The organism is Flavicella sp. (assembly GCF_029238425.1).
In the GTDB taxonomy this organism is placed as follows: domain Bacteria; phylum Bacteroidota; class Bacteroidia; order Flavobacteriales; family Flavobacteriaceae; genus Flavicella.
Window position 1 is genome coordinate 22,462 of record NZ_JAQWGB010000106.1, and the last position, 20,416, is coordinate 42,877.

A 20,416-nucleotide genomic window follows, 5' to 3' on the forward strand; every position below is an offset into this window, starting at 1 on the left:
ATCGTCGTTATATATAACGGCGATTTTTTTGTTTCAAATAGAACTGTAAAATGATAACTAAAAAAAAGCAACTTCAAAATGAAGTTGCTTTTTTTATTTTTTAAAAGTATTTCGTGTTTTAAACTCCAGCAATACGTTTGTCAATTGCATACAAGTTCTCAACATCTTCACCGTGTAAATCGTATATTTTAACGGCATGACGCATTTTTTGTTCTTCCTCTTGTTGCTCATTCACAAACCATTGTAAGAACAACTCTGAAGCCACATCTTTTTCTTTTCTACAAGTCAAAAATATATTTTGAATCGATTTACTTACTTTAATTTCTTCTTGTAATGCAGTTTTGTACAAATCTAAAATCGACTCATAGTCATGACTGACTCCTTCAACTGTAGGAGAATATGCCATTCCTCCATTGTCATTTATATATTTGAAAATTTTCAACATGTGCTCTCTCTCCTCGCTAGACTGAGCATAGAAGAATTTAGCACTATGATCGTAACCATGTTGATCGCACCAAGATGCCATCGCCAAATAAGTTGCAGAAGCCTTTGCTTCCATTTTTATTTGATCATTTAATAAATCAATTACTTTAATATTTATAGAAAGATTTTCTCGAATTAGATTTTCCATGTTCAAAATTTTTAAGTTACTCTCAAATTTATAAAATTCTAAAGATGATTGAAAGCACAATCCATAGTTTGGATTGATTTTAAACAAAACGTATAAAGTCTAGTAAACCAATTCTTTTTTCGGAGAAAAAATAGAATCCATGATTTTTTTTAACTCCAAAACATCTAATGTATCCAGCAATAAAATTTCTTTTAGATTGCAAACAGAAATTAGCTCTACTCCGCTATGTCCCTCATAAAAATGAGATTCTATATTTATAGCATTTATAGTATTTCTTAAAGCCAATAAATTACAAAAAGTCAAGGTTACTTGCTTATGGTAAAATTTAAGTAAATATTTGTTCGATGTTGTTGTTAATGTAATCACGATGCGAAAATACTTTTATTTAGATTTAATACAAATAAAAAAGAAGGTTTTTTTATAGATTTCTCAGAGAAAATTTTAAGAAGGAGAATAAAACAATTGATACTTATCAATATACTGTCATATTTTTCGATCTATAAATTATAATTGTTTCATCTGTTCTAACATGCTTTTTTAAAAGCTTCATAGTATATTTGCCTTTTGAAAATCATCTAAAAATATTTTTCATGTCAGTACTACCCATGCCTTTTAAAAAGCTACATGCTACAATCAAAGAATTATTAGAAAACTTAGAGATTTCTGAACCAACTACATTCCAGACTAAAAGTATTCCAGTTATTAAAAGTGGTGCGAATGTATTTTGCACGGGACCTGCTGAATTAGGAAAAACTACGACACTAATTCTAACTACCATGCATAAATTGAAATGCGAAGCGGTAGGCACGGCACCTAGAGCCATCATTCTGGTGGAAAACAGAGAAAAAGCGTTGGCAATTTATGATACTTTGACAGCGTATACTCGTTACAATAGTTTGCGTGTTTATTTGGCTGATGAGAAGATTCATATAGATTTACTAAAATCAGAAATATTTGAAGGCGTCGATATTCTTATTGCAACCCCACAATCTTTAAATAAATTGCTATTATCCAACGGAGTAAGTACTTCTTCTTTGATGTTGTTTAGTATTGATGATGCTGATTTTCTTTCACAAAGAGCTGCTTTTTCTACTTTATTGTCCATAACACCAAGTATTACAAAATGCCAATTTGTATTATACGCTCAAAAAATGACACCAAAACTTCAGTCGTTAGATTCCTATTTTATGGAATATGCAAAGATTGTTTCGGTTTAAATACAACTAAAAAGTCCCATCTAAAAAATGGGACTTTATATATTAAAACATTCCAGGGATTCCTCTCAATTGTCCCACGAGTGCTAAAGAGATCACACACACTAAGAACATGACACCAGGAATAATTAATTTTTCCTTCATCGATAAATTCTTAGCCCGCTCCTTATCTCCTATCAACCCTAAATTATCTAACAGCATAGTCAAAGCCCAACCAAAAACTGGATTTACAAAGGCACAAGCAAAAATACAAGTACCTGCACTTAAGGAACTTTTTTGTGTTTTAATCATTTGCATTCCCGCTTCGAGTAGTGGCAAGAATACTCCTACGATAAGTGCAATTCTCAGGACAGGTTCCCACATAGCCAAATCCATAGGGTATCCTAAAATGGCAAATGCAATACATAAGATAGCCGTTAAAACAGCTCCTCCAGGAATCGGTCGTTTCGCAATTGCTGCTGGAATCATATAAGTTCCCCATGAGGAAGCGATATTTCCTCCTCCTAAAATAGAACCAATTATTTGACGGATGGAAGCAACTGTCATCGTATCATCAACATCCATTAATACTTTTTTTGCTTTTTTAGGGTAGTTTATTTCCTGAAACACTCGGTGACCTAAAAAATCCGGAGACCACATTGCAACCGCTAAAATTGCAAAAGGAACTACCGCTATATAATGCTCAAAGTTAGGCCACCCCAGTTTCCAACCGGTAGTTTCTCCCCACCAATAAAATGGACTAAAATGTGGAAGTCCAGGTTTGGTAGTAAAAGCAAAATCGGCTCCCATTAAAAAAGCAATCAATCCTGCCAATGCAGAACATAATGGAATTGCCAACCACCTTTTGTTTACTCGAGCCAAATAGGCGTATATAAAAATTGTGACACCAATAATCACAAAGGAAAGTGCAATAATTTCAGTATCTGCAGACCAAAGTTCTAACTTTTTTATTTGACTGATCAGTCCAACGGCACCAAGATATATGAGCAAGCCTCCACGTACTCCCACACTTGTTAGGTTCATTAATTTGGACCCTCCTTTGGTTATACTTAATAATATTCCAAACACACCAATCAAAATCCCTAAGGCTAAAGGATGTCCTCCTGCAAGTGCAATGATTGGAATAAGAGGAATCATAGGGCCATGTGTTCCTGCAAGATTTGCTGTAGGGTTTAATATAGCCGAAAACAAAATAACAAATATCCCTCCAGCGATTAATAATTCGTATCTGACATTTTCTGCAATAAATTCAGGAGTTAAGCCAAACTGGATAGCAAATGCAGCAACCATGGCTGTCACCATTACCACCTTTCCAATAGTCGCTGCAAGTGCGGGTACCAAATCTTCAATTTCTATATGAAAATCACGAAATGGCAAGTGAACCTTCCATCTCTTAAAGTTCATGATTTCTAATTCATGCTCTAAATACTCTTGACGTGTTTTAAATTCTTTTGATTTCTTGCGCTGTTTCTTATAGCTATTCTCTGATTTCATTTTCATAAATTATGATATTGGCTTATGCTTATTTTAAGCTATTTGTTTAGGGCCTAAATATAAATTCTAAAAAACACTTGATTTATGATAAAAATCAAGCCTCTTTAAAAATGAAAATTGTTGCAATTCAATATAATTAAAAATAGAAGCGTTTAACTTCAAAATAAGATACAAAGAAAAGTATAGCTTTTAATACTAAAATCGGATGGTAATTCTACGCGTCAAAAACACTAGAAAGAATAACATCTTTAACAGCCACAGCTTCAATATTGTCACTATGATTGTTTTCTGAAATAATGACAGGCATTTCATTAAAAGGTACATCTACCCTACCATGAGATCCTTGAATCATTTCTCCTTTCAAAGGAATAAAATCGAACAACACTCTAAATCCCATTTTTTTTAGCAACAACTTTGCCACAACTTGAAGTTTGATAGCGGTTTTATCAGTATCCAAAAACATTTCTACCGGATCATAACCAGGTTTGTCATGAATCGCTACAGTTCTTGCAAAATCTGGTGCATTTTTATCGTCCAACCAATAGTAGTAGGTAAACCAAGCATTTGCTTTAGCCACAACCATAAATGCTCCTGATCGATCTTTATGCCACAAACCTCTAGAGACTTGTTCCTTTTTATCCAATATTTCTTCAACGCCTTCCGTTTGCTTTAATATTGCCAATACCTCCTGCTCTACTTCAGGTTTACAATAAATATGTGCTACTTGATGGTCTGCTACTGCAAACGCATTACTAGTACCCGCATCCAACAATTCTTTATGGTTCTCAGTGCGCACCGCTAAAAGACCAGATTTTCTGAAAATCCTATTCAAATGAATAGGTGTATCTACTGGAGATATTCCGTATTCTGAAACAACTATTGGGGTTACATTTTTAGCTTCGTAAAAGGAAATAAGATCTTTTAATACATCATCAATTTCTAAAATATCCTTTTTTACCTGTGGTGAATCCGCCGTATATTTTTGGAAACAGTAATCTAAATGAGGTAAATAAATCAATTGCAAAGTCGGATTACACGTGTCATGCACATATTTAGAAGCATCCGCAATCCACTGACTAGATTTTATTGTTGTTCTAGGTCCCCAAAAATCAAACAAAGGAAAAACCCCAAATTTGTCTTGTAACTCGTCTCTAAGGTTTGAAGGATGACTATAACAATCTGGCTTTTTTAGCCCGTTAGCTCTATATTGAGGTCTAGGGGTAACAGAATAGTCAACACTAGAGTACATATTATACCACCAGAACATATTGGCACAAGTAAAATCTTCGTTTTTGATTTTTGCCTCATCCCAAATATTTGGACTCTCAACCAATTTATTGGATTGTTTCCAAAATTGCACTTCTGATTGCTCTTTATGATACCAACCATTTCCGACAATCCCATGTTCCGAAGGAGTTTTACCAGTCAAATAAGTCGTTTGCATGGTGCAGGTAACAGCTGGAAGAACAGGAGTAATTGTAGAGACCTTCTTGTTTCTTTTACTCCATTGTGAGATGAATAAACTTTGGTCCTCTAATATTTTTGTAGTCAATCCAACTACATTAATTACCACTGTTTGCTTCATTCTTTTTAATTTATTTGATTCAAAACCCATTCCATTTCCCTAGAGACTGCCGTCGTAATATCTGTTTGCATTTGATCAGGTAACACGTCCCAAGTATACGTTTCTATTTCTAAATGATTCGTAAAGGCATTGTCCTTCCATAATTTTAAAACTTCAATTAAATCATCTTGAGTAGATTGTAGTTTTTGATAATCTGCAAGAAATATTGGTACATGATAATGTGTTCTTAATTCCCGAAAAGTAGCACTTTCCATTGCTTCAATGGCAACATCTAAATCGGGAAATTTCCTAAATTCTCCATTTTTAGTTTTTATAATTGCCTGATGAAGATAATTTGGTTCATGAAAGGCCAGCAGATGATCTTGCAATTCATTAAGAGCGTAATTCCCATCAATATGACATTTTAAAGCTGAACTCAGTTGTAACTTCCCTATTTTTATTTTATGGGTATTCATCAACGAAATAACCTCCGAAGGCTTTTCAAATGCAACAGCAGAATGGCAAATATCAAAACACAACTGAACATGCTCTCTGATCGCTAGTTCAGCTTCTGCCCTAGTACATTCTTTTAAAGTTTGTAATTCTGAAATTCCCTTTCCGATAAGAAATTCATTGTAAAATGCTACGAACTCATTTGAATTTTCAATGATCCCATCAGGTTCTGGCTCTATATCTAAATGGAGTGTTTTTCCTGTTTTGGATTTTATGTCCATTAAATGAAAAACTACATCTATAATTGCCGAACAAGCTTGCGTTTTTGCTTTCACTAATTCCGATGGGTTATGGTGCCAAAACTTATAAGAAATCGGTGATGTTGAAATCCCGCCAGTCATTGATTCTGGTAATAATTCACCTAAAATATCAAACAATTGCTTTGTATAATTTTTCCTTGAAATATTTGTCCAATCCGGTGCATGAACTTGATCTTTTATCACTTCCCCATGAAAACTACCAAAAGGAAACCCGTTCATAGTATATACATACAGCTGATGTTCTTTTAACCAGGTTTTAAAATTGCGCAAAGTTTCTTTTTTACTCAATTCCTCAGCAGCAATATTTGACAAACGCAGGCCTATACCGAAAGGAGCATCGGGTGAAATCCTACTTTTAACTTCTAGAATATAAATCTCCAAGTTTTTAAAAATCTCGCTCCAAGATTCACCTGCATGAATATTTGTACAATAACTTAAATGGCCTGTTCCAATCTTCATACGGCATGTAAATTTATGACAAAGGTTTTTATAAAGGCAACAGATTCATTTAATTTTTCTTCCTCCATCTCATGAATTTCCCCCCCTTTCCCTATCGATTTTAATAGCATTATGGTCAGTTCACCTCCCAAATGCTCTCTAAATTCTTCTAGACCACTTATTAATTCTGGATTTATCGCATTTTTATCCTCAGGATCGAATAATAACTCATGATCCAATTGAAAATTCAATTGTTGAAAACATGTTATTATACGTAACATTTCTTCTTTCGTCAAAAATCCTTTAAAGTAAGAATAAGAACTATCTAATACTATACCTACTGCAACTGCCTCACCATGTGTGAGTTTGTAATTGGTTAAATACTCCAATTTATGTGCCGCCCAATGCCCAAAATCCAAAGGCCTTGAAGAGCCTTGTTCAAAAGGATCCCCTGCAGTTCCTATATGCTCTGTGTGCAATTCAGCACATCGGAATATCAAATGCTCAATGGTTTTAGAATCCCTGTTATTTAAAAGGGTACTATTATTTTCTATCCATTCAAAGAAAGATACATCTTTTATCAAAGCAACTTTTATGGCCTCGGAGATACCAGAACGAAAATCACGATCCGATAAACTATCTAAAAAGTAGCTGTCATTGATTACAGCAAACGGAGGTTGAAAGGTTCCTAAAAAATTCTTTTTTTCAAAATAATTGAAGGAATTTTTCACCCCAACACCTGAGTCATTTTGAGAAAGTACCGTGGTCGGAATTCGAATCAATCGAACACCTCTATGAGCAATTGCACTTGCAAAGCCAACCATATCAAGTACAGCACCACCTCCGACTGAGATAATAAAGGAATGTCTGTCGATTTTCTGAGTATTTAATAATTCTAAGACACTTTCTACAGAGTTCCAATTATTTTTAACCTTTTCACCACCATCCACGATAAGAGGAGTTCCCATTAAAGTGATATTTTTATGATAGGTTTGAAAATAGGTTTCAATCTTATCTATTAGCTGACGTTGATGCGCATACAACCCTTGATCCAAAACCACCACAGCTTTTGCCGTTCTTATAGAAGGTACACTTGTCAATACTTCTTTTAAAAATGTATTCTCAGCTCTAAATACATCTTCAGTAAAAGAGATGTTATAATTGAATTGAACTTGAAAGTTTTGTTGTATTACTTTATTCATAAATTAAACCTAAATAATCTTCTACTTATTTTCTTTCTACTTCTATTAGGTGACTGCATAACGTTTGGCCACAAAAATTGACAGTGGTAACAAACACAATAAAAGCAATCCATAAACTCCATTTGAAAAGCCTGCTACATAAATAGCATTTAATGGGATTAAGGATAATACCCCTGTTTTTACAGCATTCTTAATTTTTTCTGGAATATTATTTTTTATCGCTCTTATTTTTGCATTCAAGTTAATTCCATACCAGAATATTAAAAATGGACTTGATGTAAGAATATCCAAATATCCTTTTAGCATCAAAACAATAAAAAAACCAACTACAGAAGTATCCAGTAATATAGCTTTAAAAATTGAGTTTTTATTGTGACCATGTGCTTCTTTTTGCCCTACAAGAGTAATAGCAGCAACAAACACCAAAGGAACAAAACCAATAAACCACATAGACGAAACAACAGAAGGAACTATACTCATCCCTAATAATAAATTTGCCGATCTACATAACCCCATATTTATAGGCCCTAAAACAGTATTATGTTTCGAGAACTTATCATATGACATGGCTAAAGCTGCTGTTGTAGTCGCTAGCATTCCGCTAAAAACAGAGACCAAAAACCCACAACTGATTCCTGTTAAAAACAATAGGCTTCCAAAATAAATCGCTTCTTGTTTTGAAATTTTTCCTAATGGAAGCACTCGCTCAGGTCTATTTTTCTTGTCGTCCTCAATATCAAAAATATCATTAAAAACAATTCCACCCCCATACAAACCTATTGTTGCGAGTATAAGAAGAAAACTGTTCCTCAATAATTCTTCATCAAAAGAATTTATTAAAACTCCAGAAATCGCTAAACCTGCAACAATATCTGATATCGCTGTTATGATATTGGCTGGACGAGCCATTTTGATAAAACTACCTAACCTCATGTTAGTTTTTGATAATATTTGAATACGTTTTTTTGACAAATTCTTGTCCACGTAAAACCGAATTTCCATTCAAAAGTTCCTGCTCTTCAATCTTCATTTCTGTCAACCAATCTGATTCGTTAAATTGACCGCTCTGTCCGTAAACATCCAATGCATTTTTATAACAAGTTAGGTGCATGTCTTCTTGAGAAACACCTCTTTCTATCATAAGTGCAGCGGTTTTTGGAACAGCTAATGGGTCACTTACCCCCCAATCTGCCGAACTGTCAACGATAATTCTTTCTGAACCATATTGTTTTACAACTTCTACCATTCTTTCATTTCCCATTTTGGTATTTGGGTAAATGGTGAAAGCAGCCCAATATCCTCTGTCTAAAACATCTTTTACTGTTTCTTCATTATTGTGATCAATTACAACCATGTTTGGAGCTACACCATGTTCTTTAATGACATCCATACTTCTTATGGTTCCATTTTTCTTGTCTCTATGAGGTGTGTGAACCATTATCGGTAAATTTAGCTCTTTAGCCAATTCTATTTGCTGTCTAAAGTATTTATCCTCAGCCGCTGTTTGATCGTCATATCCAATTTCACCAATAGCTACAACTCCCTCTTTGGCTGCATACAATGGTAATAGGTCCATAACTTCCTCTGCCAAAGCTTCATTATTAGCTTCTTTAGAATTCAGTCCAATGGTACAATAATGCTTGATACCAAATTGAGAAGCCCTAAAACGTTCCCAATTGACCAAGCTATTAAAATAATCTTGAAAAGAACCAACTGAAGTTCTTGGTTGTCCCATCCAAAAAGCGGGTTCAATAATCGCAACAATTCCTGCTGCTCGCATCGCTTCGTAATCGTCAGTTGTACGAGAAACCATGTGTATATGTGGATCAATAAAATGCATTGTTAAGTGTTTAAGTATTAAATGTTATAGTATTCTTTTCCTACAGATTCCCAAAACCCTGTATCTGTATTAGTCTGTGTATTATTTAGTTCCAGTACTTTTGTAGCAACTTTCTTCTCTATGGCATTTTCTGAAGTACAAGCTTTGCTAACTGTTTTTTCTAAATCTTGGTTGATGTTACCCAGCATTAACTGCCAAAGTTCTGGAGTGAAATTTCTTCCGGCAGCCCAACGTTCATGAACATAATCATTGGCAACCAAGGCTAATTTTTCATTATTTCTTTCTTGAAGTTTATAAATTGGATACAATGGGCGATAATTAAAAATACCTTTTAAGACCAATTGATTCCAACTATTTTCAGACAAATATGTCGCTGGGAACGGATTGTAGTGTGCAATCGCATCATAAATGGTAATTACATTGCTACGAATACCTTCTTCAATAAACGAAATGAAGTCTTCTGAATTTTCTAAAAAATATAGACTTTTATACAAATCTTCTTGCTCCTTATCACTTGCTGTGTTTTCAAGAAATTGCAAGGTTTTTTTATTTGTTTTCGGATCCAAGTGCAGCATCAATAAAGCCCTTGTGAGAGAATGTGTATTCCATCCTTTCGCATGGAATGAAGGATAGATATCTTCCAGAACTGCTAATTCGTTCTCTGAATAAGAAATATCATTTCTAGAAATAAAACGATACACCAAACTATAGGCTAACAAAAACTTTTTACCTGTAGCATCTTCATCAATTTTATTAAAATTTGAAGCTAGCCACTCAAATTCTTTATCCGTTAAATGATGCTTTAATAGCTTTTCTAAAAAAAATACTGTTGAGATTTCCGACATATTCCTTTCCCTTCTTGGAGGTTCTATTCTAATTTATTGTATCTGATATTATGAACAACCACCACTTAAGTCCTTAAAATTACTTTGATATAATTAAATAATCAAATGGTTTCCATAAAAAATGCAGAACTAATTCTATCTTTTATTTAATCCGTTATTTTTTAAGGAAATATCAGTGCTTAATCGTTTAAGCAAAATCGATCCTAAATAGTAAAATCAATTAAAAATCCGACAGTTTATGTACTATCGGATTTTTTCTATTTTACTTACTAAAAACAGTAGTAACAAATATCATGCTAAAAAACTAAACAGTTTATTCCTGTGCTACTTCTAATGAAAACTTCTCACTTTCGCTCAAGTCTTGTGAAACCACATATTCATAACTCGGACCTGCCACAAAACCAGGATTATTTGGATCTGGTAAAGCCATAAGTTTCAATGCATATAATCTCAATGCATACATAGATCCCATGGCGTTGCTCAATTTATCTGGCTGACCATTAAAGGTTTCATGCAAACTATTCAATAAATTGGTATAGTTATAGTTGAACAATTTACTATTTAGATAAGCTAAAGAGTTTACGGAATAATCACTCATTTTTGGGTTTTCCGTCATATTTGGAACCTCATTTGCATAAAACGGTATTTCATCACCTCCATAAGAATACCCTACTTCAGATGAACTGTCTTTGATCAATTCTTTACCCGCATAGATTTCACCGAATCTATAATAATGCGCTGGTTCATTTGCGGTATCCCCATCAATATCCGCTTCCACAAAAGGATCTGTCGTACTTCCTTCCCCTTGATCTACAATTATTTCTATCGCTCTTTTTGCGGTTTCTAAATCCGTAATAGCAAATAATTCTGATTCAGGAAACCAATTAGGATTCACAACTTGCTTGCTCATAGCTCCACAAAATATAGTTTCACCTTTTAGCTTTGCAACAATTTCATAAATTTCTAAAAGCAGTGTAATATATTCATAATATTCACCTATTGTTAAATTGTCTTTTGCTTCTAATTCTGAAACTCTCTGCTCTAACTGAGATTTCAAATCTGAATTTGCCAATAATTTGTTAGACGATATTTTGATATCAATCGGATGCTCAGGTTCCTCTATCACCATAAAAACATCTTTAACCAAGGATTTAGAAAATTTTGCAATAGGTACCGTTAAACCAGATTCAACTCCACCAGGTAAAGGTCCAGGATATGTAGGAACAAATCCTTTTTCATTCAAAACAGGGGAACCATCTATGGCATTCAATAAGTTACAAGCAATGGTCAAATGAAGCATTTCTTCAATCACAACGGAATGAATCAAACCTGCTATTTTAGTGTTCTTTGTATTTGCCAATGAAAACATTGCTGTCAAATACGGAGGAATTGTTGCATGCTCTAATTCAATCGCAGTCTGTATAGAATCTTTAAGTTTTTTAAGAGAATCTATCTTTTTATTTTTAAGTAAAATCATAATATTATAAGGTTGTTTCTATTTTGCAGCTACTGCTTCATTCATTTGTTTGTCGTTGATGATACCCTCTAAATAATTAAGAATCATTTGTTGTTTATCTCTTGATAAATCTCTGGTAACGGGCATGTAATTTGGGTCTGATACTTCTTTACCAAAAACAAATTTTAGTATTTCGGCATGTTTATCCACTACTTCTTGATTGGATAGTTTAAACACTCCTCGTGACATTATCGGATATAAGTTCGAATACTGCTGCATCGTTGGCTGTAAATCGGACCACTTAGGGTTTTCAATCACATCCTTCGCTACTTTGTCAAAAACCATAATACTTATAAAATTTATTGGATTGCAATCCACAAAAAACGATCCCTCTAAACTATAATTCAAAGCATACAACTGACCGTCAATAAATTCTCTTGGATTTCCCGGGTCAGCAGCATTTAATTCCATGTATGCCACTCCATTCTCATCTGTTTTCACAGCTGGAGTAAATATCAAGGCACTCAAAGGAACTCCTAATGTAGGATTGTCTGCTCCTTGTAATAAATTCGCAGTATCATAATTTACCACGATCGATTTATTTGCCAATGGCTTTCCAAATTCAGTAGCATAAAACTTTACATGGGCAGTATCTTCTGGGTTCATACGAAATACATAGGTATCAGCAACCACATAATTTTTTCTTTCCTCTAACATTGGAGTTGCAGATTGTTTAAGACCTAAACTATTTGTTTGACTTGTAGAGTAATCAAGGATCACCAATGGATTCTTTTGAACCAGTTCTAAATTTTCTTTGGATAAATCAAAAGTGCAAATCCCCGAATCCTTTTCGTACCAACCTGGTTCATTATAATTAACAGCTCCTAAATAAACATAATTCGGATTTTCCTTTGTACCAGTATTTATAGCCAAAGTCATGTTTGCGTTTTCGATGATCCCTACTTGTGCTGTTGCAATCGTTTCTGGCTTTCCTTCCGTATCGATGATATCAATAGGTGCTTGAGGTGCAATTCCAAATTGTAAAGAATTTGAGAAATTTAAAACGACTTGACTTAATTTTTCATCTACAATAGCCATTGCATAATTAACTGAAGATACGCTAGGAAACAACTGTCTACCTTGAATGTGATGCACAGGCTCCTCATCAAATACAGGTCCGATAGTCCCCACCATCCTACCTAAAGTAAATTCAGGAGAAGTATGATCTCCATTGTATCTATCAACGGTAAACTGTATAGATAAACTATCTTTGCTGGTTTGCATCAATTCTTTCAGATACCTAGAACCAACGTTTTCTATATCCCACTCTAAATTTTTTATTTGTGATTGATAGGTGGCTGCTGCAGCAGAATCGGCTTTTTTATCTAAAGACCTATTGAACCAGATATTAGTAAATGCTGCTACTTCATAATCACCTTTCACATAAGTTGAATCTCCTTTTCCAATTCGAACAATAAGTCCCCAAATTTCAGAAACCATTTGTTGTTGAGAATCTAAATCTACCATCTTTCCCGCTACTCTAGAGTCGGTATCCATAATATTCATACCAATAATGGGGTCTTTTTTGGGATCTTTTGTACTTGTACCATCCAAATACGTAACACTTTGAATTTTTAGGTCTATCAAACGAAAATTTCCAGTTCCGGTAGGATTCCACCAACCATTGGCATTTTTACCATCTTGAAAATCTTGATAGCTTGATTGGAAGGTTGCATTATTAAAATGATTGGGATCATTGTTTACTGTAGATACATCTGACTGAAACCTTCCGGAAAAGGTAAGTCTAGGGGTTTGTAAATAAGACATTTTATATTTTTTAGGTTGAAATTTATTTAGATTTAATGCGACCGAAAACAGATCGACCAAAACTCAATTCAATATTAAATAATTAGAGAAATGTTTAGTTTATAAATTCCATAAGTACCAAAAAAACAGGCATAAGTGTCCTGAATAACTTTATCGAAAAAGAATACGATTTCCAATTATTTAGTCAGCAATTCAAGGAACGGCCTACATTATTCAAAAGGATTGTTATATTTGTTTAAAGTGATGAACTTGATAACATTTTAAAATGATAGAACTTTCCGGAATTATTATATTAGGAATTTTAGCACAATGGTCGGCATGGAAATTTAAAATTCCTGCTATTTTACCTTTGATTTTAATAGGGTTACTTGTCGGACCTGTTGCCTCAGAGTGGCTTAGTTCTGATGGAACTAAATGGATTGAACCTGTTTGGAATGGTGAAAAAGGATTGTTCCCTGGAGAAAGTCTTTATTACTTTGTCTCCTTGGCCATTAGTTTGATTCTATTTGAAGGTGGATTGACACTGAAATTAAATGAAATTAAAAACGTTGGACCTGTCATCACTAAATTGATAACCATTGGTTCCGCTGTAACGTTTTGGGGAGCTGGGTTTGCTGTTCATTTTATTTTCGACTTATCTTGGCAGGTATCCTTTCTATTCTCAGCTTTGATTATTGTAACCGGACCTACAGTAATCACTCCTATTTTAAGAAATATACCCTTAAAAAAAGATATCTCTGCTGTATTGAAATGGGAAGGGATATTGATAGATCCTATTGGGGCTTTAGTTGCCGTATTAGTGTTTGAATTTATCAATGTAGGTACAGGAACCACTTATACAAAAACAGCCTTTGTTGAATTCGGAAAAATTGTATTATTCGGTTCTACTTTTGGTTTTACATTTGCGCATGCCTTAGGCTATGCCATTCGAAGAAAACTCATTCCTCATTATTTATTGAACGTATTTGTGCTTGCCTCTGTTTTGGGGATATTTGTGTTATCTGATACCTTTTCTCACGAATCAGGATTGTTATCAGTGGTAGTGATGGGAATGGTGTTAGGAAACTCTAATCTTCCACATTTGAATGAAATACTAGATTTTAAAGAATCCATCAGTGTTTTATTGATTTCTATTTTATTTATTTTATTAGCTGCAAATGTAAATTGGAGCGATTTGATGCTGATTTACAACTGGAAAACATTGGCTATCTTTTTAATTGTTGTTTTTGTAATAAGGCCCTTAGGAGTCTTTTTATCATCAATCAACTCTACTTTAAAATTCAATGAAAAACTATTTATCAGTTGGGTAGGACCACGTGGTATTGTAGCTGCTGGTATCGCTTCTCTTTTTGGTTTAAAATTGGTAAAAAATAATGTTGAGGGAGCGGAATACATAACACCTTTAGTATTTGTTATTGTTTTGGGTACGGTTCTTTTTAACGCAACCACAGCAAGATTGTTTGCGAAAATCTCTAAAGTGTTTTTACAAAACTCCAATGGGATTTTAATTATTGGAGCTTCTAAATTCTCTAGGTTAATTGCTGAATACCTTAATGAAAACGACCAACAAGTTGTTTTGATGGATTCTAATATAGCGAATATTGAAAAGGCAAAAAAGATGGGACTGGATGCTTCTTTAGTCGATATCTACTCTGATGAATTGATTGATAATATTGAACTTAGTAATATTGGTTTTTTAATTGCTTTGACAGGAAATGCAGAAATCAATAAATATGCAATACAACGTTTTAAAAAGCAATTTGGAGAAAATGGAGTTTTTAGAATACGTACACATGATGAAATCATTGAAAACCCAAGGAATTCTAACTTGATGTATCATAAAAACGATTATGTTTCTGTAATGGAAGTAGCCAATCAATTTCCGACAGTACAAGAGGTTCCTTTTACTACGAAAGAGGAATATATTGGTTTGATTCGCCTGACTGAAAAAGATGCGGATATGATACCTTTATTTGTAAAATACCCAGACGGTCATTTAGATATTATAACTTATGTGAATAAAACTCGTTTAGAGAATATAAAACCCGGAACTAGCTTTGTTTATCTAGGGAAAGAGATTGAAAATAATTCATAAAAAAAGCCACCATGAAAATGGTGGCTTTTTTGTAAACTAAAATATTCTTGTTATATTTTTATAACCTTTTTGTAGGCAGTATAAGAATCAGCACTTATTTTTAAAATATACATACCTGTAGCCAATTGAGAAGCATCAACTCTCGGTAAACGTGAGTCAACTTGAATCTTTTTAATTAAACGCCCTGATGCAGATAACACTTCTACTTCCATTTGTTGGATCCTCTCTGCGATGGTGAAATAGAAATACCCATTTGATGGATTTGGGTATACCTGTAATTTTCTACTAAACTCTTCATTGACACTCAACTCACCTTCAGAACCAATATTCCCCGATACACCGTTCACTATCTCGTTGTATTTCCATAAATTATATTCTGTATCTTCAGAGAACAACCAATTACTACTATCATTAATACTAGCTCTTAGTTCTGCTGCAGTACCAGATAAAGCCCCTGTGTACACTCCATAATTATGCTTCTCTCCTACTTGGTTTGCATTTAATCCATTTGTTAAAGCGGTAGGCAATTCACAATACGAATTTCCACCTCCTAAGCCCCAACCAGAACCAGTATGCAATCCTGTTATCCATAAACTAGCAGAAGCATCAGTTGGCAATGCAAAAGGGTCTGCTTGAAAAAATAGTATTCCATCTCCATTTGTGGATAAGTCAAAATCACCATCACTGCTTTCAGCTGCTTTTCCTGTATGATCATGAGAAGTGGTACCAACTACTTCCTGGGAATCCATATTGACCCGTTTTACCAATCCATCAGAATCCAATATAAAGTGATCCCCAACAGCTAAAGCTTCTCCCGCAGACCAAGTCCAAATATCATCTACACTATAGTCACCAGTAAATTGACTAGAACCATTGCTCCATGTTCTATTAGATATCGAAATTTTAGTTGTAGCACTTATATCTTTTAATAAAACAAATCCTATTTTTCCAGAACCAGCTTTCCAACCTGTAAGAGCAATATCTCCAGCTGTTAAGGTTGTAGGGTTTATAACATCGTAAATAGTAATTTGTGCAGGAGTTTCGTTTACAGTTCCCGTTGAAATTCCGGTTAAAGTCAAGATTACTGTTTCACTAGTCTCATCAATACCGTCTTCAATTGCATTGATACTGATCTCACTCGAATTGGTAGCTTCTAAAATTGTGATTGTACCCGAAATTGTAGAATAATCAACTCCATTAGTAGCTTCTCCTGAAATTGAATAACTGATATCAATATCTTCTGTTGCCAAAACATCCTCAGGCAAACTCACTTTAAAGATTCCGTTAGTTCCACCCTCAATTGCATCACTTGTACCACTAATCGAAACAATACTTAGTTCGCCTTCCAATTTTAACAATGGGCTTTCAAAAAGTCTATCATACCCCGGTAATGTTCCATCTTTCCATAAAGGACCATGAACATGGGTATCCCCTTCACCATCGGCATCACTGTCATAATGAGCATTGTCATACCAAGCAGGCTTAACATCTTTGAAATCCTTAACCAAAGTAATTGCTTTGTCTAATATGTCTTGAACAATTTCTTCACCACCTGACTGACTTCTTATATTGGTGCTTTCTCCTGGATCTGTAGAAATGTCATACAAGTTCCATTGTCCACCATTGGCTGTTTTTACAATTTTATAATTTTCATAAGCAAAAGCTCCGTTATGAAAGCCATTTTGTGGTCTCATTACCAAAAGTCCTTCGTCAGGCCTGGCATCATCTCCATCAATCATAGCATCCATAAAATCAACCCCATCAATAATTTTACCTGCAGGAACAGATTCTCCTGCTAAACCAATTAAGGTTGGATAAATATCTAATGAGCTTATTTGATGATCATAAGTTGCTGGTGAAATCTTATCTGGCCAAGAAACAAACATAGGAACTTTGTGACCGCCATCTCTAACACTACCTTTTCCCGCATCTAAAGGATAATTAACTGCTCCTTTACTATGTGTATAACCTCCGTTGTCACTTAAAAAAATAATAACGGTGTTATTGAATTTTGTCATGTCTTTTTTAAGTTCTGTAACCAATCTTCCAATATTTGTATCCATATTGGAAACCATAGTCGCATAAGTAATTCTAGCATCGACAAACTTATCAATCAATTCTTGCTTCTCTGCGGGGTCATCTACCTTCTCTACTGGTGTTGACTCTGTAATATAAGTACTATTACTTATCAAGCTTTCAAAATTAGGATTGTCTAATTTAAACCGAGCTTCTTCTGCTGCAGGTACTTGCAATGGTGTGTGCGGTGCATTATAGGACAGGTACATAAAATAAGGATCAGAAGAATTTGAAATGCTTTGGATATAAGTAATCACATCATCCGTTATTACATCAGTTAAATAATCCTCCTCATTGGTGTTGCTGAACTCATTTCTATCTACATATGCTCTATTTCTCCACACCGGATCTTGATATTCATTCGTAACTGGGTTATCACCATCAAGACGATTGTAAAAGGCATCTTCATAAATAGATTCAAAATAGTTTTTACCACCACCTAAAAAACCAAAAAAGTAGTCGAAACCACGATCCAAAGGTTGATACGATCCTTCTGTAAAACCTAAATGCCATTTTCCAAAGGCCGCAGTATTATAGTCAGAATCTTGCAATACTGTAGTAAAATAAGTTTCGTTTACCGGAATCCCTAGCGGGGTTGTAATATCATTTGGTAAATTATATTGTGCTCCTATTCTATGAGGAAGCATACCTGTAAGCAATGCCGCTCTACTTGGCCCACAAAAAGGATGTGCCACATGTGCATTTTTACAGACGATACCGCTATTTGCAAGTTTATCTATCTCAGGTGTTGGAATTACACCTCTATCAATTGGAAAATCATCTTCTCTATTGAAACCAACATCACCGTACCCCAAATCGTCTGCTAAAATAACGATGACATTGGGTCTAGATCCATTGGTACTTTGTGCTAATACAAAATGAGATGCACTTAGCATAATTAAAGAAAGTAGTAGTTGTTGTAGTTTAGTCATATCTATAATTTCTATATCTGCAATTCATTTTGAACTGCATAACACAAAATTATAGAGGTATTTCAAAGCAAAACACAACTATTTTGCCCTACACTGACACTAGATATTCCGAATATAAATACTAAACATCTGTTAATCTATCGTAAGAATATTATTACCAACACCAGTAAATGGTTGTATATGACGATTAATATTCTATCACTGTTTTACCAATAGATTTTCCTGATTCTTGAAGTTGATGGGATTTCTTTACATTTTCTACAGAAAAACCCTTGAGTACAGTAGTTGCAGTTGATTTTAAAATTCCTTCGTCCAATAATTTTGAAACATGATTTAAAATATCACTTTGTCTTTCCATATCTCTGGTAGAAAACATAGACCGAGTGTACATAAATTCCCAAGAAAATGAAACACTCTTAGATTTTAAAATATCTAGGTTTAATGGGACACTGCTCCCTGTAATAGAAACTATATGACCTTGAGGTTTGATAATATCTCCAATAGTTTCCCAATATCCTTCTAAATCCACAAAATCTAATATATAATCTACTTCATCATGATCAATGGCTTTTAACTCTTCCTTTAAATTTCTATGATTGACAACATAATCCGCACCTAATTCATGACACCAATCAATGGACTCTTTTCTTGATGCAGTAGCAATCACTACCAAACCAGTAAGCTGTTTTGCAAGTTGAATAGCGATTGAGCCGACTCCACCGGCACCCGCTAAAATTAGTATGGATTTTCCTTTGTCTTTATCAGCATCTACCTTAATTCTATCAAAAATAGATTCATACGCTGTTAAAGTGGTTAAAGGCATTGCGGCAGCTGCTGCGTTAGAAATATTTTTTGGTTTATGCCCAACAATGCGTTCATCTACCAATTGATATTCGGTATTACTTCCAGTTCTCGTAAGATCACCTGCGTAAAAAACAGCATCACCTACCTTGAAATTAGTAACCTTCTCACCAATCTCTACTATTTTCCCAACAGCATCCCAACCGATAACTTTAGGGATTTCTAATACAGAACCCTTTGCTGCATTTTGTCTGATTTTAAAATCTACGGGGTTCACTGAAGTTGCTTCAATTTTTACAAGCAAATCTCGTCCGAATGGTTTTCCTTTTTCCATCTCAAACTCAATAAAACTTTCTTGCTCTAATATATCTAATGACTTTTTAAACCCTATTGCTTTCATCAGTTTAACCTTTAAGTATACTTTCTGTTACTTCTATCAATTCATTTATTTTTTCTAAATCATAAGCATCAGCATGCGCAGGAGCGAAATAACCTTTTTCCTCTCCTTTATCATTATCAAAATATTTACCAGAATCATGATCGTATTTTTCATTCAATGCCAAATCCACAAGAATATTACTTCCTTTCTCGGCTGGTGCCCATGTTTGACCATAACCTTCTTGAGCCATTCTTGTATCTAATAGAGAGCCCGGATTTACTGCTATGACAACTGTATCTTCTAATTCTTTCGCTAATTTAAAAGTCCACATGGTAAGGGCTAATTTGCTTTGAGCATAAGCCTCATTATCTGTAATTAGTGCTTTCCCTGCCAATTGTACCAAAGAAACCGTTGCTTGTGCTGCAGAACTCAAATTGATAATTCTCGATTCTTTATCATTCAATACATCTAAAAGCTCGTTTGTCAACATATAAGGTGCCAAGTAATTTACCACAAAACGTACATCTAGCCCATCATCATTTCTATCTACACTTGATTTAAACACTCCTGCATTATTGATTAGGACATCTATTTTACTCACAGAAGATTTAATTTCCTCAATCATTTGTCTTACAGCAGTCAAATCTGCAAAATTTGCCAAGAATCCCTGGATGTTTTTATTACCTGTCGATTCTTTTATTTCTGCAATAGTATCTTCTAATTTTTCTTTATTCCTCCCATGAATACTTACGGAATGACCTTGTTTTGCAAGCTCTACAGCGGTTAATTTTCCTATTCCTGCCGTTCCTCCGGTGATAAGTATATGCTTTTTCATATTTATAAATTTTC

Annotated in this window: 15 protein-coding genes; 2 read left to right on the top strand and 13 right to left on the bottom strand. The window is 34.3% G+C overall.

Going from position 1 to position 20,416, the window contains the following annotated elements; genetic code table 11:
* Nucleotides 1-118: 118 nt before the first annotated feature.
* Nucleotides 119-631, bottom strand: a complete 513-nt coding sequence (locus tag P8H68_RS07810) for a ferritin (RefSeq protein ID WP_300323135.1) — start codon at nt 629-631, stop codon at nt 119-121.
* 590 nt (nt 632-1,221) lie between these two features.
* Here P8H68_RS07810 and P8H68_RS07815 point away from each other — a divergent pair.
* Nucleotides 1,222-1,848: a DEAD/DEAH box helicase gene (locus P8H68_RS07815; protein WP_300323137.1), complete on the top strand. Its 627-nt coding sequence runs from the start codon at nt 1,222-1,224 to the stop codon at nt 1,846-1,848.
* Between the two features lie 42 nt (nt 1,849-1,890).
* Here the strand turns inward: P8H68_RS07815 and P8H68_RS07820 are convergent, their stop codons facing one another.
* The 9 genes from P8H68_RS07820 to P8H68_RS07860 form a co-directional block, all read right to left on the bottom strand.
* A complete protein-coding gene (locus P8H68_RS07820) occupies nt 1,891-3,345 on the bottom strand; it encodes a DUF3360 family protein (protein WP_300323139.1) in 1,455 nt (484 codons plus the stop codon).
* Nucleotides 3,346-3,553: 208 nt separating this feature from the next.
* Nucleotides 3,554-4,924 carry a nucleotide pyrophosphatase/phosphodiesterase family protein gene (locus tag P8H68_RS07825; protein ID WP_300323141.1) on the bottom strand — a complete coding sequence of 457 codons (1,371 nt, stop codon included), beginning with the start codon at nt 4,922-4,924 and terminating at the stop codon, nt 3,554-3,556.
* Nucleotides 4,925-4,929: 5 nt separating this feature from the next.
* Nucleotides 4,930-6,135, bottom strand: a complete 1,206-nt coding sequence (gene eboE / locus P8H68_RS07830) for a metabolite traffic protein EboE (protein ID WP_300323143.1) — start codon at nt 6,133-6,135, stop codon at nt 4,930-4,932.
* Nucleotides 6,132-7,316, bottom strand: coding sequence for a 3-dehydroquinate synthase (locus tag P8H68_RS07835; protein ID WP_300323145.1), 1,185 nt, complete (start codon nt 7,314-7,316; stop codon nt 6,132-6,134). Before P8H68_RS07835 ends, eboE begins: the two co-directional genes overlap by 4 nt.
* Before the next feature lie 45 nt (nt 7,317-7,361).
* A complete protein-coding gene (eboC, locus tag P8H68_RS07840; protein WP_300323147.1) occupies nt 7,362-8,249 on the bottom strand; it encodes a UbiA-like protein EboC in 888 nt (295 codons plus the stop codon).
* 1 nt (nt 8,250) lies between these two features.
* On the bottom strand, nt 8,251-9,156 hold the full coding sequence (locus P8H68_RS07845) for a TatD family hydrolase (protein WP_300323149.1): 906 nt from the start codon (nt 9,154-9,156) through the stop codon (nt 8,251-8,253).
* 17 nt (nt 9,157-9,173) lie between these two features.
* Nucleotides 9,174-10,001: an EboA domain-containing protein gene (locus P8H68_RS07850; protein ID WP_300323151.1), complete on the bottom strand. Its 828-nt coding sequence runs from the start codon at nt 9,999-10,001 to the stop codon at nt 9,174-9,176.
* 313 nt (nt 10,002-10,314) lie between these two features.
* A complete protein-coding gene (locus P8H68_RS07855; RefSeq protein ID WP_300323153.1) occupies nt 10,315-11,478 on the bottom strand; it encodes a ferritin-like protein in 1,164 nt (387 codons plus the stop codon).
* 18 nt (nt 11,479-11,496) lie between these two features.
* Entirely contained in the window at nt 11,497-13,284 is a 1,788-nt protein-coding gene (locus P8H68_RS07860) for a hypothetical protein (protein WP_300323155.1), read from the bottom strand.
* 265 nt (nt 13,285-13,549) lie between these two features.
* Between P8H68_RS07860 and P8H68_RS07865 the strand changes: the two genes are divergently transcribed.
* Nucleotides 13,550-15,379: a sodium:proton antiporter gene (locus P8H68_RS07865; protein ID WP_300323157.1), complete on the top strand. Its 1,830-nt coding sequence runs from the start codon at nt 13,550-13,552 to the stop codon at nt 15,377-15,379.
* 50 nt (nt 15,380-15,429) lie between these two features.
* On the opposite strand, the gene P8H68_RS07870 is transcribed toward P8H68_RS07865, so the two are convergent.
* The 3 genes from P8H68_RS07870 to P8H68_RS07880 form a co-directional block, all read right to left on the bottom strand.
* The gene (locus P8H68_RS07870) at nt 15,430-18,387 is read right to left on the bottom strand and encodes a sulfatase-like hydrolase/transferase (protein ID WP_300323159.1); all 2,958 of its coding nucleotides are present in this window, start codon (nt 18,385-18,387) and stop codon (nt 15,430-15,432) included.
* A 187-nt stretch (nt 18,388-18,574) separates the two neighbouring features.
* Nucleotides 18,575-19,588, bottom strand: a complete 1,014-nt coding sequence (locus tag P8H68_RS07875) for a zinc-binding alcohol dehydrogenase family protein (RefSeq protein ID WP_300323161.1) — start codon at nt 19,586-19,588, stop codon at nt 18,575-18,577.
* Nucleotides 19,589-19,592: 4 nt separating this feature from the next.
* Nucleotides 19,593-20,402, bottom strand: a complete 810-nt coding sequence (locus P8H68_RS07880; RefSeq protein ID WP_300323163.1) for an SDR family NAD(P)-dependent oxidoreductase — start codon at nt 20,400-20,402, stop codon at nt 19,593-19,595.
* Nucleotides 20,403-20,416 lie beyond the last annotated feature (14 nt).

Bases quoted from the DNA above. Each gene is read 5' to 3' on its own strand.
- eboC (WP_300323147.1), bottom strand. From the start codon at position 8,249: ATGAGGTTAGGTAGTTTTATCAAAATGGCTCGTCCAGCCAATATCATA.
- P8H68_RS07835 (WP_300323145.1), bottom strand. From the start codon at position 7,316: ATGAATAAAGTAATACAACAAAACTTTCAAGTTCAATTCAATTATAAC.
- P8H68_RS07815 (WP_300323137.1), top strand. From the start codon at position 1,222: ATGTCAGTACTACCCATGCCTTTTAAAAAGCTACATGCTACAATCAAA.
- P8H68_RS07810 (WP_300323135.1), bottom strand. From the start codon at position 631: ATGGAAAATCTAATTCGAGAAAATCTTTCTATAAATATTAAAGTAATT.
- eboE (WP_300323143.1), bottom strand. From the start codon at position 6,135: ATGAAGATTGGAACAGGCCATTTAAGTTATTGTACAAATATTCATGCA.
- P8H68_RS07845 (WP_300323149.1), bottom strand. From the start codon at position 9,156: ATGCATTTTATTGATCCACATATACACATGGTTTCTCGTACAACTGAC.
- P8H68_RS07875 (WP_300323161.1), bottom strand. From the start codon at position 19,588: ATGAAAGCAATAGGGTTTAAAAAGTCATTAGATATATTAGAGCAAGAA.
- P8H68_RS07825 (WP_300323141.1), bottom strand. From the start codon at position 4,924: ATGAAGCAAACAGTGGTAATTAATGTAGTTGGATTGACTACAAAAATA.
- P8H68_RS07880 (WP_300323163.1), bottom strand. From the start codon at position 20,402: ATGAAAAAGCATATACTTATCACCGGAGGAACGGCAGGAATAGGAAAA.
- P8H68_RS07870 (WP_300323159.1), bottom strand. From the start codon at position 18,387: ATGACTAAACTACAACAACTACTACTTTCTTTAATTATGCTAAGTGCA.
- P8H68_RS07820 (WP_300323139.1), bottom strand. From the start codon at position 3,345: ATGAAAATGAAATCAGAGAATAGCTATAAGAAACAGCGCAAGAAATCA.
- P8H68_RS07865 (WP_300323157.1), top strand. From the start codon at position 13,550: ATGATAGAACTTTCCGGAATTATTATATTAGGAATTTTAGCACAATGG.
- P8H68_RS07860 (WP_300323155.1), bottom strand. From the start codon at position 13,284: ATGTCTTATTTACAAACCCCTAGACTTACCTTTTCCGGAAGGTTTCAG.
- P8H68_RS07855 (WP_300323153.1), bottom strand. From the start codon at position 11,478: ATGATTTTACTTAAAAATAAAAAGATAGATTCTCTTAAAAAACTTAAA.
- P8H68_RS07850 (WP_300323151.1), bottom strand. From the start codon at position 10,001: ATGTCGGAAATCTCAACAGTATTTTTTTTAGAAAAGCTATTAAAGCAT.